General features: G+C 67.1%; 14 protein-coding genes. 4 read left to right on the top strand and 10 right to left on the bottom strand.

Going from position 1 to position 16,191, the window contains the following annotated elements; translation table 11 throughout:
- Window positions 1-8 precede the first annotated feature (8 nt).
- Window positions 9-692 (top strand): GntR family transcriptional regulator, encoded by a 684-nt coding sequence (locus IE260_RS36870; RefSeq protein ID WP_189880074.1) that lies wholly within the window; start codon window positions 9-11, stop codon window positions 690-692.
- A gap of 115 nt (window positions 693-807) precedes the next feature.
- Here IE260_RS36870 and IE260_RS36865 read toward each other — a convergent pair whose 3' ends face one another.
- On the bottom strand, window positions 808-2,229 hold the full coding sequence (locus IE260_RS36865; protein WP_189880078.1) for a beta-propeller fold lactonase family protein: 1,422 nt from the start codon (window positions 2,227-2,229) through the stop codon (window positions 808-810).
- Window positions 2,230-2,653: 424 nt separating this feature from the next.
- The gene (locus tag IE260_RS36860; protein WP_229881678.1) at window positions 2,654-4,135 is read right to left on the bottom strand and encodes an aldehyde dehydrogenase family protein; all 1,482 of its coding nucleotides are present in this window, start codon (window positions 4,133-4,135) and stop codon (window positions 2,654-2,656) included.
- Window positions 4,136-4,376: 241 nt separating this feature from the next.
- Between IE260_RS36860 and IE260_RS36855 the strand changes: the two genes are divergently transcribed.
- Entirely contained in the window at window positions 4,377-5,060 is a 684-nt protein-coding gene (locus IE260_RS36855; protein ID WP_189880074.1) for a GntR family transcriptional regulator, read from the top strand.
- 59 nt (window positions 5,061-5,119) lie between these two features.
- On the opposite strand, the gene IE260_RS36850 is transcribed toward IE260_RS36855, so the two are convergent.
- Window positions 5,120-6,727, bottom strand: a complete 1,608-nt coding sequence (locus IE260_RS36850) for a sigma-54-dependent Fis family transcriptional regulator (RefSeq protein ID WP_189880072.1) — start codon at window positions 6,725-6,727, stop codon at window positions 5,120-5,122.
- A gap of 448 nt (window positions 6,728-7,175) precedes the next feature.
- Here IE260_RS36850 and IE260_RS36845 point away from each other — a divergent pair, with 448 nt between their 5' ends.
- Together IE260_RS36845 and IE260_RS36840 are read left to right on the top strand one after the other, a co-directional pair.
- Entirely contained in the window at window positions 7,176-8,726 is a 1,551-nt protein-coding gene (locus IE260_RS36845) for an aldehyde dehydrogenase family protein (RefSeq protein ID WP_229881676.1), read from the top strand.
- 91 nt (window positions 8,727-8,817) lie between these two features.
- On the top strand, window positions 8,818-9,159 hold the full coding sequence (locus IE260_RS36840; RefSeq protein WP_189880069.1) for a DUF4286 family protein: 342 nt from the start codon (window positions 8,818-8,820) through the stop codon (window positions 9,157-9,159).
- A 93-nt stretch (window positions 9,160-9,252) separates the two neighbouring features.
- Here IE260_RS36840 and IE260_RS36835 read toward each other — a convergent pair whose 3' ends face one another.
- From IE260_RS36835 to IE260_RS36805, 7 genes are all read right to left on the bottom strand, one after another.
- Window positions 9,253-10,191: a LysR family transcriptional regulator gene (locus IE260_RS36835; RefSeq protein WP_189880067.1), complete on the bottom strand. Its 939-nt coding sequence runs from the start codon at window positions 10,189-10,191 to the stop codon at window positions 9,253-9,255.
- Window positions 10,192-10,300: 109 nt separating this feature from the next.
- Window positions 10,301-11,449 carry a CaiB/BaiF CoA transferase family protein gene (locus tag IE260_RS36830; protein ID WP_189880065.1) on the bottom strand — a complete coding sequence of 383 codons (1,149 nt, stop codon included), beginning with the start codon at window positions 11,447-11,449 and terminating at the stop codon, window positions 10,301-10,303.
- 17 nt (window positions 11,450-11,466) lie between these two features.
- Window positions 11,467-12,687: a CaiB/BaiF CoA transferase family protein gene (locus IE260_RS36825; protein WP_189880063.1), complete on the bottom strand. Its 1,221-nt coding sequence runs from the start codon at window positions 12,685-12,687 to the stop codon at window positions 11,467-11,469.
- A 1-nt stretch (window position 12,688) separates the two neighbouring features.
- Complete coding sequence (locus tag IE260_RS36820) at window positions 12,689-13,120, bottom strand: Zn-ribbon domain-containing OB-fold protein (protein ID WP_189880061.1); 432 nt, start codon at window positions 13,118-13,120, stop codon at window positions 12,689-12,691.
- Window positions 13,121-13,140: 20 nt separating this feature from the next.
- The gene (locus IE260_RS36815) at window positions 13,141-14,352 is read right to left on the bottom strand and encodes a thiolase family protein (protein WP_189880052.1); all 1,212 of its coding nucleotides are present in this window, start codon (window positions 14,350-14,352) and stop codon (window positions 13,141-13,143) included.
- 10 nt (window positions 14,353-14,362) lie between these two features.
- A complete protein-coding gene (locus IE260_RS36810; protein WP_189880050.1) occupies window positions 14,363-14,875 on the bottom strand; it encodes a MaoC family dehydratase in 513 nt (170 codons plus the stop codon).
- Window positions 14,876-14,899: 24 nt separating this feature from the next.
- Entirely contained in the window at window positions 14,900-16,057 is a 1,158-nt protein-coding gene (locus IE260_RS36805; protein ID WP_189880047.1) for an acyl-CoA dehydrogenase family protein, read from the bottom strand.
- Window positions 16,058-16,191: the final 134 nt, after the last annotated feature.

The following is a 16,191-nucleotide window of genomic DNA, read 5'->3' as shown; positions in this document are numbered from 1 at the left end:
AGGTATTCATGGCACGTGACCGCGACTCCAAGCGGCAGCAGCTCTCCGAAGAGGTGGCGAGCTACGTCCGCGAGCTCATCATCTCCGGCGAAGTCCGGCCCGGCGACTTCCTGCGCATGGAACCCATCGCCGAAGCCGTCGGCGTCAGCAACACCCCCGTCCGCGAAGGACTCCTCTCCCTGAGCAGCGAGGGATTCATCGAACTCGTCCCCCGCCGCGGCTTCGTCGTCACCCCCTTCACCCCCCAGGACGTCCGCGACCTGTTCTGGGTCCAGGCCCAACTCGGCGGCGAACTCGCCGCCCGCGCCGCCAAGAAAATCACCACAGAACAACTCGACGGACTCGAAACCATCGTCAAACAACAAGAAGAAGCCATCGAAGCCGGCGACGAGGACGGCATGGTCGAATACGGCCACGCCTTCCACCGCCAGATCAACCTCGCCGCCGACTCCCACCGCCTCGCCCTGCTCCTCCGCTCCGTCGTCAAACACCTCCCCAACCGCTTCTACATCAGCATCGAAGGCCGGGCATCCGCCACCCGCGAAGAACACCCCCTCATCCTCGAAGCCCTACGCAGACGCAGCACACGCATGGCCCGCTCCCTCATGGAACAACACATCCTCGAAAGCGCCGACCACCTCATCGAAACCCTCGAAGCACGCGGCCTCTGGCAAGACCAACCCACCGACTGACCGCCGGGACACGCCCAGAAGCCCTGTTCCCCCCGCCTGGGTCGGGCGGGGGGAACAGGGCTGTCGCGTCAGACGCAGGGGTGGTGTGACGCCCGACGCCGGGAGCCACTTGCCCTCACTGGAAAGTGACCTGGGTCGCGGATCGGGCCTTCGTGCCGCCGTTGCAGGTCACGACCTGACCGGTGAAGACCCGGGTGGTCGAACAGCCCTCGTCGTCGACGACGGTCACGCTGACGGTCCGGGTGCCGGTCGATCCGAAGGTGTGGGTGACCTCCGGGGTGGTGGTCGTCGCGGTGGTGCCGTCGCCGAAGTTCCATCGGTACTTGACGACCGAGCCGTCCGAGTCAGCGGATCCGGACGCGGAGAAGACGCCCGTCGTGCCGCTGCTGTGGACGGTCCGCACCTGGGCCGTCGGCCCCTGGTTCGGGGTCATCACGGTGTTCGGGCCGTCCGAGAACAGAACGCCGGTGTCCGTCGAGGGCAGGCCGGTCGGAGCGAGGCCGCCGTCCGTCGCGATGTTGTAGCTGTGCACCTTCGAGGTCAGGCTGGTGGCCAGGACGTCGACGACGAACAGCTTCTTGGTGTCGGGACTGAGCAGGACCAGACCCGGCATGGTGTTGGCCGGGGCGGCGACGGGCAGGTTCGCCAGCGGGGTCAGCTCACCGTCGGCGGCGATCTGGAACCCGTTGATCTTGCCGTTGCCGGCCTCGGGGAAGTACAGCCGCTTGGAGTCCGGGGTCACCGCGATGCCGTGCGGCAGGCCACCGGTCGCATAGGGGGAGCCCGGGGTCGGCGTCAGTGAGCCGTCCGTCCCGACCGCGAACCCGGTGATGGTGTTGCCCTGCTCGTTGGTGAGGTACAGGAAGCGGCCGTCGGGCGTGATGCCGGGGATGGCCGGTCCCTTGCCGGCGTCGAGCGACTGACCGACCTGGGTCAGGCCGCTCGGGCCGATCGCGTAGGCGGTCACGGTGCTCGCCGAGAAGCTGCTCGCGAAGACGTAACGGCCGTTGGGGGTGACCACGGGCTGGGTCAGGTAGCTCGTCCCGGGGATCGTGAGCGGCGCACCGAGCGGGGTGAGAGTACCCGTCGAGGACACGGAGAGGGCGCGGATCGTGCCGCTCTCCTTGCCGCCGACCGTGGCCAGGAGCTTCGTACCGTCAGGGGAGAAAGCCAGGCCGATCACGGCCGCGTCGTACTGGGCGACGGCGCCGGGGATGGCGGTCAGGGTGCCGTCGGCTCCGATCGAGTAACCCTTGATCGTCTTCTTCGACAGGCTGCCGATGTACGCCTTCTTGCCGTCGGGGGTGACGACGATGGAGAAGCCGGCATCCGCGGCGGTCGGCGAGCCGGCCTTCGTCAGCGAACCGTCGCGGGCGACGCCGAACACGCTCACGTGCCCCGTGCCCGTGCCCCCGACGAGCATGTATCGGCCCGGTGCACCGGCGGCGGACGACAAGGCCGAGGTGCCGGACGACGACGTGGCCACGGCGGACGGAGCCAGCAGCCCGGTGGCCGCCAGCGCCACCACGCTCGACACGCCTATCGCGACGCGCCGTGAGCGGCGGAACGCCTTCCTCGTTCTGCGGCCCGCCGGCATCCCAAAGTCCCGACTGTCGGCAATACCCATGCTGGATGAACTCGCAGTCATTTCCACCTCTGCTGAGTCGTGCCTCCGAACCATTTCGGCGGCTTCCCCAATTAAGAAAGGCACCGACGTGCTGCGGTAGGGCCTTGGGCGAGCATGTACAAGAAGCTGGACACTAAATTCCGCCTCGCCGGACAAACAACGTATTCACGGCAAGCGGCAAGAGAAGTACGCTACGCCCGCCGGTTATTCAATTCGCTATTGAACTTCACGTCGGGCTGCCGCCCGGACATGCAGATGGCTCGTGCGGTCCGTTTCCCGCACGAGCCATCTGCATGTCCGACACTACCCGGCCGTGACCGGCCGCCTGATCCTCTCAGCGATCCAGCAGAGACACCACCGACTTGGTCTCGAGGTACTCGTCGAGGCCCTCGGGGCCGTTCTCGCGGCCCCACCCGGACTGCTTGTAACCGCCGACGGGCATCTGGACGCCGCCCGCGCGGTGCACGTTGATCCCGATCCGGCCGGCACGCAGCCTTCGCGCGATGGTGTGGGCCCGCGAGACGTCACGGGTCCACACGCTTCCGGCAAGGCCGTATTCAGTGTCGTTGGCCGCCGTCACGGCGTCGTCCACGTCGGTGAACGACATGGCCCCCAGCACCGGCCCGAAGATCTCCTCACGGACGACGCGCATGGACTGGTCGACATCGGCCAGGACCGTGGGCTGGAAGAAGTAGCCCTTGTCCCCGATACGGTTCCCTCCACTGACGACCCGCGCTCCGGCGGCGATCCCGTCCTCCACGTACCGGGTGACCCGGTCCAACTGCCGCTGGGAAATGAGCGGGCCGAGATCCACATCCGGTTCGGTGCCGTAGCCGACCTTGAGTGACCGGCCGTACTCCGCCACTCCGTGGACGACCTCGTCGAAGACGTCCCGGTGGACGAACAGCCGCGTTCCCGAGGTGCAGATCTGGCCGGTGTTCCAGAAGATGCCGGTGGCCACTCCCGGAATCACCTGGGCCAGGTCCGCGTCCGGCAGCACGATCACCGGCGACTTGCCGCCCAGTTCGAGGGAGACCTTCTTCAGGTTGCCTGCGGCCGCCTCGACGATCAGTCGGCCCACTTGGGTGGAGCCGGTGAAGCTCAGCTTGTCCACCCCGCCGTGCGCGGCCAGAGCCGCCCCCACCGGCGCGTACCCGGTCACCACGTTGACCACGCCGTCGGGCACCCCTGCCTCGAGCAGGATCCGGCCGATGGCCAGCGCCGTGAGAGAAGCTTCCTCCGAGGGCTTCAGCACACACGGACAACCCGCGGCCAGCGCAGGCGCCAGCTTCTGGGAAACCGCGATCATCGGCGCGTTCCACGGCACGATCATGCCGACGACGCCGATCGGTTCCTTTACCGTGTAGCCCTGCAGGCGGCGCTCGGCCGGCCCGATCTCCATGCTGCGGCCGTGGATCTTGTCTGCCCAGCCGGCGTAGTACCGGAACTGGTTGATCGCCTCGCCCAGCATCGCCCGTGCCTGCGTCACCGGCATCCCCACGTCCAGGCTCTCCAGCCGGGACAGCTCCTCGGCGTGGGTCTCCAGCAGGTCGGAGACACGCCAGAGCACCACGGCCCGCTGCGCACCGGACAACCGCGACCAGCGCTCGTCGTCGAATGCCCGCCGGGCAGCCCGCACAGCGGAATCGACGTCTTCCGTGCCTCCTGCGGGGATCTCCGTGGTCACTTCCCCCGTACCGGGATCCACCGCGGAGAACGTCTCATCGGACCGTGCCGGCACCCATGATCCGTCTATCAGCATCCGTCCCGGCTCGATCAACGAGCCGTCGACCGGCTTCACGCTACGGACTGTCACTGCCATCTCTCCCGCCTGCGTCGTTGCACGCACCCCCGACCCGCTCGGGGCACTTCAAACATTATGTGAGATATATTTGAGGTCAAGAGTGTTCCGCTACCGCGCGCGAGTCAGCGCGGAAATGGCTGCGTCGGATCCAACAGGTTGCTTGCACACCGACCGCTCGGGCCCGTCCGAACCGATGAAGCTATATGATGCTTTCTGTTTCTGCAGGTCGGCCGGGTGAGCGAGGCAGGTATTCATGGCACGTGACCGCGACTCCAAGCGGCAGCAGCTCTCCGAAGAGGTGGCGAGCTACGTCCGCGAGCTCATCATCTCCGGCGAAGTCCGGCCCGGCGACTTCCTGCGCATGGAACCCATCGCCGAAGCCGTCGGCGTCAGCAACACCCCCGTCCGCGAAGGACTCCTCTCCCTGAGCAGCGAGGGATTCATCGAACTCGTCCCCCGCCGCGGCTTCGTCGTCACCCCCTTCACCCCCCAGGACGTCCGCGACCTGTTCTGGGTCCAGGCCCAACTCGGCGGCGAACTCGCCGCCCGCGCCGCCAAGAAAATCACCACAGAACAACTCGACGGACTCGAAACCATCGTCAAACAACAAGAAGAAGCCATCGAAGCCGGCGACGAGGACGGCATGGTCGAATACGGCCACGCCTTCCACCGCCAGATCAACCTCGCCGCCGACTCCCACCGCCTCGCCCTGCTCCTCCGCTCCGTCGTCAAACACCTCCCCAACCGCTTCTACATCAGCATCGAAGGCCGGGCATCCGCCACCCGCGAAGAACACCCCCTCATCCTCGAAGCCCTACGCAGACGCAGCACACGCATGGCCCGCTCCCTCATGGAACAACACATCCTCGAAAGCGCCGACCACCTCATCGAAACCCTCGAAGCACGCGGCCTCTGGCAAGACCAACCCACCGACTGAACCTCACCACTGCCACCGACAGGCAATGCCTCACATCCCGGCACGGGCCGGTCCCGGGATCAGTGGATGTGCAAGGCACGCATGCGGTTGTAGAGCGTCGACCGGCTCACGCCCAGCGCACGTGCCGCCTGCAGCCTGTTCCCGCCCGCGGCGTCGATCGCAGCGATGATGATCTCGCGCTCGGCCTGGCGGAGCGGCGAGGCCGGAGCCGGTACACCGCGGTGCGACGCGGGCAGGTCCGAAGGGATGATGTCACCCACCGAGCGTCTTCCGGCCAGGAACTGGACCACGCGCCGCAGCTCGGCGAGGTTGCCGGGCCACGACTGCGCGGCCAGCACACGCAAGCAGTCGGCGGAGAGTTTGGCACCTCCGGGACCCACCGCATCGGCCAGCATGCTCTGCGCCAGGCGAGGAATCTCGTGTCGGCGGCGGCGGAGGGGGACCAGGTCGCGACGTGCGTTGCACAGTGCCGCCAGCGGTGCGTGCACTCCGTCGAGATGTTCGCCGGGCGTCGAGGTCAGCACCGTTCTGCGCCGTGCGGAGCGGACACACCGGGCCGTCAGCGCCGTTACCTGTTCGGTCAGCAGCTGCACGTTCTCGATGATCACCGGGGGCCCGTCGTCCTCCAGCAGCGCTGCCATGCCCTTGGCCCAGTCCCGCTCGCCCTGCCACACGGCATCCGTCGCGTCGAGGGTGGCAGCATCGGACCCGGCTGCCCGCCTCGCCTCAGTGGTGCGGCCGCTTCCGGGCTCGCCCACGACCAGCAGCGGCCAACCGGTCGCATGGTCCACGGCGTCCGTCCCACGGCGGCCGAGCCGCTCCGGAACGATGTCGACCAGCACCCCTTCCGCGCCGTCGACCGGCGTACACCTCAGCCCGACCGTCCGGCCGTCGGCCAGGATCAGTCGATGATTCACCTCACCATCGGCGCGCGTATCCTCCGCACACGCCTGGACGGCCGCGTGATCCGCGGGTTCCAGCAGCGCCAGCGCGGACGGCGTGGCCAGTACGACGCCCTGCCCCATCACCATGACCGCCCGTCGAGAGGAGCGCACGGCCGCCTGGAACGCCGCCAGGAGACGTCGCTGGGTCCGGGTCGAGTCCAGCTGTAGCCGGTCCTCGATGTCCCGGACGATGCGCCGCACCAGGGGCGCGAACAACGGGTGTTCCGCGCCCGTGAGGCCACCGATGTTGACGACGCCCTCGAGCCGCCGAGTGATCGGATGGATGATCGGATGGCCATAGCAGGCGAAGGTGTGGAACGCCGTCATGAAGTGTTCGGCCCCGCGCACCAGCAGGCCCTGCCGGGTCTCGAGGGGAGTACCGACCGCGTTGGTTCCCACCTGGTCCTCCCCGAGCCGAACGCCCGGGACGACACCGAGGGTGGCCAGGGCCCTCCGGAACGACTTGTCCGAGCACCGGATGTCGACGATGCGTGCCTCGCGGTCGGCGAGTACCAGTGCGAACTGGGTGCCGTCGAGTTCCGCCTGCGCGCGTTCCAGTACCGGTGCGGCTGCACGGGCCAGGGCACCTTCGCCGGCGACCGGCCCTTGCCTGAGAGCCGGAGTGCCGTCTTCACGCAGGCCGCTCAGGCGCGAGCGGGTCCACGAGGACTCGATCTCAGGCCGCGCCCGCCCGACACGAAGATCCTGGTAAGTGCTGCTCACGCGAGGCCATCCCTTCTCGCCGGACGCGCCGGTCGCCGGCTCACGGCACCCCACCCGTGCCTCTGATCTCGTCTCCTCGGTCCACCGCGAACAGCCAGGAGCGGGGGCCAGGGCGAAATCTGCACCGAACAAGCTGGAAAAACCATATGACACCCTTGAAATGAGAGGAGGTCAGAAGCTGCTCCGGCGCTCCACGTCGCCGCATCCGCAGGCTTCACGCCCCGTCGAATCATTTGATCCGGCTCGTTCGGAGCGGGGAAGACCGGGACATGGAAGTGTCCAAGAAGTTGGACACTCCGTTCCGCCGCGCGCAGATCCGGACGACGTGAAGCACCGCCCTGCGTGGAGTGTCCAAATATCTGGACACGCTCGCGTCGGATGCCTTCCTAACGTGGGGCCGTGGCCGCCGAAGAGGTCCGGCGGCACGACCGAGCGATGCAAGGAGTGGATGGTGGCGACTCACGCCGAGGGTCCTGCTACGGACCGGCAGGGCATTCCGCATTACCGCATGTTCATCGGGGGCGAATGGGTGGACACCGATGAACAGTACGACGTGATCAACCCGGCCACGGAGGAACTGGTCGCCACCGCCGCCAAGGGAGGCACCAGCCACGCGGACGCCGCGGTCGCGGCGGCGAAGCGCGCCTTCGAGAGTGGCGAATGGCGCAACACCCCACCGCTCGAGCGGGCCGCCGTGATCGACCGTGTGATCGCCGCGCTCACCAGCCGCATGGACGAGTTCACCGAGATCGGCTCCCGTGAATGCGGATTCCCCCTGCGTCTGTCCCAGGCGATCTGTGTCGGCTTCCCCCTGCTGCACATGCAGCACTACGCCGATCTGACCCGCCGCTACGAGTGGGAGCGCCCCGGCCCGGTGGCCGGGCAGGTGCTGAGCGCCGGCCTCGTCCGCCGCGAACCGCTCGGTGTCTGCGTCGGTATCGTCCCGTGGAACTTCCCCCTGGTGCTGACCGTGTGGAAGGCGATCCCGGCGCTGGCCGCCGGTAACAGCGTGGTCGTCAAGGTCGACGAGAAGACGCCGATCGCAGCACTCGAAGTCGCTCAGATGCTGCGCGACGCCGGCGTGCCCGACGGCACCTTCAACGTGATCACCGGTGATGGTGAGACGGTCGGTGCCCATCTCGTCGCGCACCCCGATGTGCGGAAGGTGTCGTTCACCGGCTCCACCGCGGTCGGCCGTGAGGTGATGCGCAACGCCGCGGACACCATCAAGCAGGTGACCCTGGAGCTGGGCGGCAAGGGTCCCAACATCGTCCTCGAAGACGCCGACCTCGACGCGGCAGTCGACGGCGCCGCCTACGCGTTCCTGCTGCACGCCGGCCAGGCGTGCGAGTCCGGTACCCGGCTCCTGCTGCCGTCGTCCCTGCACGACGAGTTCGTACGGCGACTGGTCGAGCGCCTGAAGACCCTCAAGATCGGCAACCCCCTCGACCCGGCCACCGACATCGGTCCCGTCATGGGTCCCGACCAGCACAAGCGCATCCTCGGCTACATCGAGCTCGGTCAGCAGGAAGGGGCCACGCTCGTCCACGGCGGCGGCGTCCCCAGCGGTCCGGGCTTCGAGAAGGGCTACTGGGTCGAGCCGACGGTGTTCACCGACGTCCGCAACGACATGTGCATCGCGCGCGAGGAGATCTTCGGCCCGGTGCTGTCGGTACTGCGCTACGACTCCGTCGACGAGGCGATCGAGATCGCCAACGACACGGAGTACGGGCTGTCCGCCGGCGTGTGGAGCCAGGACGTGCCCCGTGCGCTGGAGGTGGCCAAGCAGCTGCAGGCCGGCAGCGTATGGATCAACGACTGGCACAACATCTCCGCGAACCTGCCCTTCGGCGGCTTCAAGCAGAGCGGAAACGGCCGTGAACTCGGGCCCGACGCCCTCGATGAGTTCACCGAGCAGAAGGCCGTGACCGTCGACCTCTCCGGCCGGGTCGACCGACGCGCCTACGGGCTGGTCCTCGGCACGCCCCCCAGCGCCTGAGCGGGTGTGGGTGCTCGGCATGCCGCCGGGCACCCATAGCCGTCGAATGCCGTTTTTTCCATGCTAGAGACCCCCGTGGAGGGAAGAAGCGATGCCGAAATACACCTACGTCGTCCTGACCAACCCCGTCGACGGAAAGGAGGACGAATTCAACGACTGGTACACGAACACACATGTGCATGACGCACTGAAGGTGCCGGGCTTCGTCGCCGCACAGCGCTTCAAGCTGGCCGACGCACAGCGCGCCGAGTCGCCCTACCCGTGGCGTTACCTCGCGATCTACGAACTTGAGACCGACGACCTGCAGAAGTCGGTCGACGCCCTGGCCGAGCGCTTCAACACGCCGGCCATGGTGATCAGCGAGGCTCTCCACCCCGAGCGGCTGGGACTGCTCTTCGAGGCGATGACACCTCGCCTGGAGGCACAGGCCTGAGCCGGCGGCTGCGCGCCAACGTGCCACCAACCTGAACCTCACCTCCTGGCACGGAACAGAGGCCGCCTGTCCGGAGTATCCGGACAGGCGGCCTCAGGCACCCGTACTCCCGTCGTCACTGCTCGGGCGGTCGAGCAGTTGGTTGAGGAAAGCGCGCGCCGCGGGGCTCGGAGTGCGCCCGTGGGCCGTGGCGACATGGATCTTCCGCACCGCCCACGGCTCGGCGAGTTCCAGCATCGTCACGCTGGACAGCACTTCGGGGGTGATCAGGCATTCGGGCTGCACGGTGACCCCCAGTCCCGCCTGGACGAGGCTGATCGCGACACCCGCGCTTCTCACGTGGTAACTCGGCTCGAATTCCTGCTCGAGCCGACGTGCGGCGGCGCGGAAGGCGCCCAGCATCGCGTCGGCCGCGATCAGGTTCTCCGGCAGCAGATCCTGGAACGTCACGCTGGCGCGTTCGCTGAGCAGGTGGTCCTGCGGCACCACGGCGACCATGCGATCCCGCCGGTAGGGCGTGACGTCGACACCGTCGAGGTCGAGCTCGTACGCCGCGGCGAATACGCCGATGTCCGCCTCGCCGTGCGCGACCTGTCGGACGATCTCCGCGTTCTCGACATCGTGCACCGCCAGATTGACCAGCGGGTACTCCCGACTGAACTCACCCAGCTCGCGTGCGAGGAACGGGACGAAGATGGTGCGCGCCGATGCGATGGTCAGGTCTCCTCGCACGCCTTCCGTGAAGGAGGCGATTTCGGAGCGCATGTCTTCGAGGCTGTCGAAGATCGTGCGGACGTATCGTGCCAGGACCGCTCCGGCCGGGCTCGGGACGACCCCCTTGGGTCCGCGTTCGAGGAGTTGGATGCCGGCGATGTCCTCCAGGACCTGGATGCGCTTGGTCGCCGTCGACGCGGCGATGTTCTCCCGGATCGCCGCCCGCCCGATCTGCCGCTCCTCGATCGCGGACAGGAAGAGTCGCAGCGTGAACAGATCGACCTGGCGGATCAGGTGCAGCCGGTTGAATGTCCCCATGGCGTCATCCTTATGGTCACGCGGATTCTCGGATCAACGGTGGTTCAAACACCCACCGGAAGCGGGTCGGTCGGTACGACGGTCCCACCGCCGTACCGACCGACCGTACTCAGGGACGGGCCTTCAGCACGTCCTCGATCTTGTCATTGTCCGCGCCGATGTCACGCGCCGCGTGCAGCGGTGGCGGACGCTTGCCGTCGAACGACAGAGGCAGGCCGACCAGACCGATCTCGTCCTCCGACGGCTTGCCGATGATGCCGAGCGCGCGTGTCTGCTCGTGCGCGACGATCTCCGCGGTGGTCTGGATCGGAGCCACGGGTATTCCGTGGGCCTGGAGCCGTTGCTGCCAGTAGGCGCGTGATTCCTGTGCGAGCCGCTCACCGATCAGCCGGTCGATTTCCCTCCGGTTCTTCAGCCGTCCCGCGTTCGTGGCGAATCTGTCGTCCTTGGCCCATTCCGGTCGTTCGAGCACCTCGCACAGCCGGGCGAACAGCACATCGTTCGCGCAGCTGACGATCAGATCGCCGTCCGCGGTGGGGTAGGCGCGGTGGGGAACGATGAAGGCGACACCCGATCCATGTCGTCCGCCCGGTTCGCCGTCGGCGCTGTAATTGGCGATGCCCACGGACATCCAGGCGATGGCCGTCTCCAGCAACGAACCGTTCACGGTCGCGCCGCAGTGCTTGGTCTGCCGTCTGTGGAGCGCCGCCAGGATGCCGATCACGGCCCACATCCCGGTACCGAAGTCGACGATGGACACGCCGGCCCGCACCGGCGGCTGCCCCTCCTCACCGGTGATGCTCATGATGCCGGAGAAGGCCTGCATCAGCGGGTCGTACCCGGGAAGCGTGTTCATGGGCCCCTCGTGCCCGAACGCCCCGACCTCGCAGCAGATCAGCTCCGGCTTGGTCACCCGGAGGCTGTCCGGGTCCAGCCCGTACTTCGCGCTTGAGCCCGGCCGGAGGTTGTGGATAAAGACATCGGCCCGCTCGGCGATCAACCGGTGCAGCGTCGCGAGCTGTTCCCGGTCCTTGATGTCGATGCTGATGCACCGCTTGCCGCGGTTGAGGGCGTGGAAGGCGGCTCCGCTTCCCTTCCACGTGCTCGGCCCCCAACCACGAGCGGAGTCGCCCGACGGACGCTCCACCTTCCACACCTCGGCGCCGAGCTCGGCGAGGATCTTTCCACTGAACGGTGCCGACGCACTGTCGCTGAGCTCCACCACCACGACACCCGACAAAGGCAGATCACGCAGCATCGTGCCCACCGCTTTCCTTAATCATTGGGGGAGGTGTCCTGCACTTCGGGGGCATACACGGCACCGCAACGCAGCAGATCATCGATCTCATGCGAACTGAAGCCGTATTCGGCCAGCAGCTGCGCCGAATGCTCACCGAGACGCGGAGCGGGGTAACGCAGTTCCGGACTGCTCTCGCTCCACCGCTGCGGAATGCCGAGGGCGCGCAGCCTGCCCTCGGAGGGGTGCTCCTGGTCGACGAAGAAGCCGACCTCCTTCATGTGCGGATCGTCCAGCAGCGACTCGGGCGTGTTCATCTCGATGACGGGGATGTCCGCCTCGGTCAGGAGGGCCACCCATGCGGCGGTCGTCTTCGTCTCGAAGGTCCGCGCCAGGAACTCGTACAGGAGCCCGATGTTCTCGGTCCGGCCGTGGATGTCGGCGAAACGCGGATCCTGTCCCATCTCCGGGTGCCCGGCCAGTGCGAAGAATCGGAGCCAGTGCTGATCCGTGTAGACGTTCACCCCCACGTAGCCGTCCTGGGTGCGGTACGGCCGGCGGTCCGGGTTCATCATGCGCGCGTATCCCCAGTCACCGATCGCGGGCACGAACGTGTGCCCGTACAGGTGGTCGCCCATGACGAAATGCGCGAACGTCTCGAACATCGGGACCTGGACCTCCTGGCCCTGTCCAGTCCTCTCGCGCCGGAACAGCGCCATGGACACGGCCGAGGTCGCGGCCATACCGACCACACGGTCCGCTACGGCGGTGGCCACGTAGTCGGGCGGGCCGTTCTTGCGGCTCTGCAGCACGGGCATCCCCACCGCCGCCTGGATCAGGTCGTCGTACGCGGGACGGTCCGCGTAGGGGCCGTTCTGACCGAAGCCGTAGGTGCCGCAGTAGATGATCCGGGGGTTGATCTCCCTGGCCTCCTCGTACGACAGCCCCAGTCTGGCCATGGACTTGGGTCGCAGGCTGTACAGCAGCACGTCCGCGCTGCGCATCATTCTCTTCAACGCGCCGACACCGTCGGCGCTCTTGAGGTCGAGAACGATGCTGCGCTTGTTGCGGTTGAGGTGCAGGAAGACCGCACTCATCCCGCGGTTGCGGCACGGCCCGACTCCTCGTGTGGTGTCGCCTTGCCGCGACTCCACCTTCGAGACATCAGCGCCCATGTCCGCGAGCAGCAACGAGGCATAGGGACCCATGAAATTCGACGTCAGGTCCAGGATCCGCACACCATCCAGGGGACCGGCCATGTCAGCCCTCCTCGCCGGACGTCACCAGCGCGAACACGGGGAGTTTCTGTTCCCCGCGCTGCACGAACCGGGCCGAGACTTCCTTCCCGATCTCGATGCCATCCGGTTCGCCCTCGATCTGGGTGAACAGGAAGTATCCCTCGTCCATCTGCACGAAACCGACGGTGTACGGAGCGATGGCGGACCAGACGGGGGTCGGGCCGCGCAGGATCGTGCTGTACGAGTAGATCGTGCCGCGCCCGCTGGACTGCTCCCATGACAGCCCGGCGGAGCCGCAGTGTGTGCAGACGGAGTGTGCCGGCCACACCGCTTGCTCGCAGTCGGCGCAGCGCTGGAACGTCAGCTGCTCGTCCGCCAGCGCCTCCCAGTAGGGCTGCGCGTCCATGAGACGGTACGGCTGCGGCCAGTCGTTCAGTACTTTCGCATCAGTCATGCCGTGCTCCCATTCGCGGCTCAGGTCGAGGAGGACAGCAGCGCCACACTGCCTGCGGCCAGCATTCCGCCGGCACCCTGCACCAGCGCCGTCCGCGGGCGCCGGGCAGGCGCCAGTCCCAGGGCCTGTCCACGCAGCTGGCGGACCGCCTCGACCAAACTGTCCATGTTGCAGGAGATACCGGGCTGACCGAACGACAGCCAGCCACCGTTCGTGTCGGTCGGAAGATCTCCGTCGATGCCGGTGCGTCCCTCGCGGTAGACGTCGATCCCGTGTCCCTTCTTCGCGAACCCCAGGTCCTCCATGACGATGGGGCCCATGTGTGCGAAGTTCACCGAGATCTGCATCATGTCGATGTCGCTCGGGCCGAGGCCGGACATGGCGTACGCCTGGCGGGCGGCTTCAGCCGTCGCGGTGTGCGTCAGGTTGGGGAACTCGCCGAGGCCCGGATACCGACAGTGGCGCATGTTCATGCGGTCGCCCAGGTACTCGTGCGTCGTGGCCGACCCGCAGCCGAGGACGTACACCGGGTTCTGGGCCTCCCTGGCCTTCTCCGCCGACGTCACGATCAAAGCGCCGCCGGTTCCGCCGCCCCACGTGGAGCACATCCACCGGCGCAGCGGCGTGGCGACGTAGGGAGAGGCGAGCACCTTGGCACGGTCGATCTCTCCGTGCTTCCGCTTCGCCGCGTACGGATGATGGGCGCCCCACCGCTGGTTGGCGACGGCGACGTCCGCGAGGTCCTCCTCCGTGAGGCCGAACTCGTGGAAGTAGCGGCGCGCGGCCTGGGCGTAGAGCGCGGGGATCGTCGGACCGTAGGGCACTTCGAACTGCGGGTCGGCGTCGGCCTCGGCACCCATCGCCACCGCGTCGACGAACAGCTGTGTCGCGTCGCTCTGCAGACACAGCACGTACTCGGCGGCGCCGACGGCGATCATCTGGGACGCGACAGCGATCGTCGCGGTCAGGCCGGCGCCGTGCATGGTGAGTTCGCTGGTGAGCGTCACCGGCATCTGCATGTGCGAGATGAAGATGTTGCTCCACTGCGAGCGCTTGTCGGCCCACGGCGAGCGTCCGGTGAACACCGCGTCGACCTGGTCCTTGCGGATCCCCGCATCGGCCAGGGCGGCCGTGGTGGCCTCGACAGCGAGCTGGAGCGGATCCTTCCGGTTGTCGAGCGACGCATAGGCGTCGCCCATGCCGACGATGGCGGCGCCGGGTGCGGTTGACATGGGGCGGACCTCAGGCCTTCTTCTTGCGCGGCTTCTCGGTGGGAACCGACGCGGAGAGCAGGGCTTCGAGGTCCTCGCGCTTGCGGAGCATGAGCAGGCTCCACTCGGACTTCTGGCACACGTCGCCGTGCTGGTTGAGCGCCTTCATCAGGAAGGTGACGACGCCGTACTTGTCGTCCTTCTCCTTCTTGGCGACGACCTCGCAGGTCACGTAGATCGTGTCGTTGATGTGGACCGGCGTGAGGTAGCGCAGGTTGTCGATGCCGTAGTTGGCCTGGATCGACGGACCGAACGTGATCAGGCCCGTCATGATCGAGTACGTGAGCGATCCCTGGACGAGACGCTCACCGAAACGGGTCTGCGACGCGTAGTGGACGTTCGAGTGGATCTCGATCCAGTTGCCGGTCAGCGCACAGTAGTTGACGACGTCGGTCTCGGTGATCGTCCGGCCGCCCGAGCGGAAGACCCGGCCGACCTCGATCTCGTCGAGCGGCATGTCGATACGGTTGTCGATCACGGTCATGATGGGTGTCCTCTCCGGAAGTTCTCAGGCGCCGACGTTCAGACGCATCGACTTGGCGATGATGGTCCGCTGGATCTGCGACGTGCCGCCGCCGATGGTCGACTGGACGCTCTCGCGCAGGTAGCGCTCCATGTCAGCCTCGGGGAGGTTGGCGTAGCCGCCCAGGATCTGCATTCCGTCGAGGGCGCACTGCTTGAGCGTCTCGGAGCCGTACAGCTTGGCCATCGACGTCTCCCGGGCGGCGGGCAGGCCCTCGGCCTTCATCCGGGCCGCGCGGTAGCACAGCAGCCGGGCGGCGTCGACGCGGGTCTGGTTCTCGGCGAGCATGTGCTTGAGCACCTGGAACTCGTAGATCGGCTTGCCGAACTGGATGCGCTGCTGCGCGTAGCGGTTGGCGGCGTTCACCGCCTCCTGCGCGTTGCCGGTGTACGCCGCGGCGACCGCGCAGCGCTCCAGCTCCAGGTGGTCGGTGATGATCTTCCAGCCCTGGCCGACCTCGCCGAGGAGGTTCTCCGCCGGGACGCGGACGTCGTCGAGGAAGATCTCGGTGGTGCCGGTCGCGTGCCGCGACAGGGTGGGCAGCTTGCGGATGTCCAGGCCCGGGGTGTCGTTCGGGATCAGCAGGACCGAGAGGCCGCCGTGCTTGTCGTCGTTGTCCGTGCGGACCAGCATCGCGATGACGGTGTCCCTGGCGGCGGCGCCGCTGCACCACAGCTTGGAACCGTTGACGATCCAGTCGCCGTTCTCGTCACGGCGGGCGTGGGTCTTGGTGTTCGATGCGTCGGAGCCGGCATCCGGCTCGGAGATGGAGACGGAGAAGCGGATCCTGCCGTCGATGAAGGGCTTGACGTACTTGGCCTTCTGCTCCGCGGTGCCGAACTTGATGATGTTCATGGCCGTGAAGGTGGGGACCAGGACCGAGCAGGCGAAGTCGAAGCCGAACTTGCCCAGGCCCTCCGCCATCAGCGAGTAGTCAAAAATGTCACCGCCCGAGCCGCCCTCCTCCTCGGGGATCAGAATGCCGAGCCATCCCTGCCGTGCGATCTTCTCGTATGCCTCGTAGGGGTACTCGCGCTCCTGGTCACACTTTCGCACGTACTCGACTGTGATCTCGTTATCCATGAATTCATTCACGGTCTTGAGCCAGTCGGCCTGGGCTTCATTGAGGAAATTCGAAGGCATTTCGCCACCTCTGGCAATCACTGTGATCGGACCCGGCATTGCGGTTACACGAACATTAAAGCCGGGTTACCAGCGATCCAAGTGATAAGTTTCGAACCCGCGATTCGAAGGCATCGAACCAACGTGTTCGCGGG

It is taken from the genome of Streptomyces viridiviolaceus (assembly GCF_014650995.1).
GTDB classification, from domain to species: Bacteria; Actinomycetota; Actinomycetes; order Streptomycetales; family Streptomycetaceae; genus Streptomyces; species Streptomyces viridiviolaceus.
Note: the sequence above shows the minus strand (reverse complement) of the source record. Positions and strands in the feature narration are given on the sequence as shown.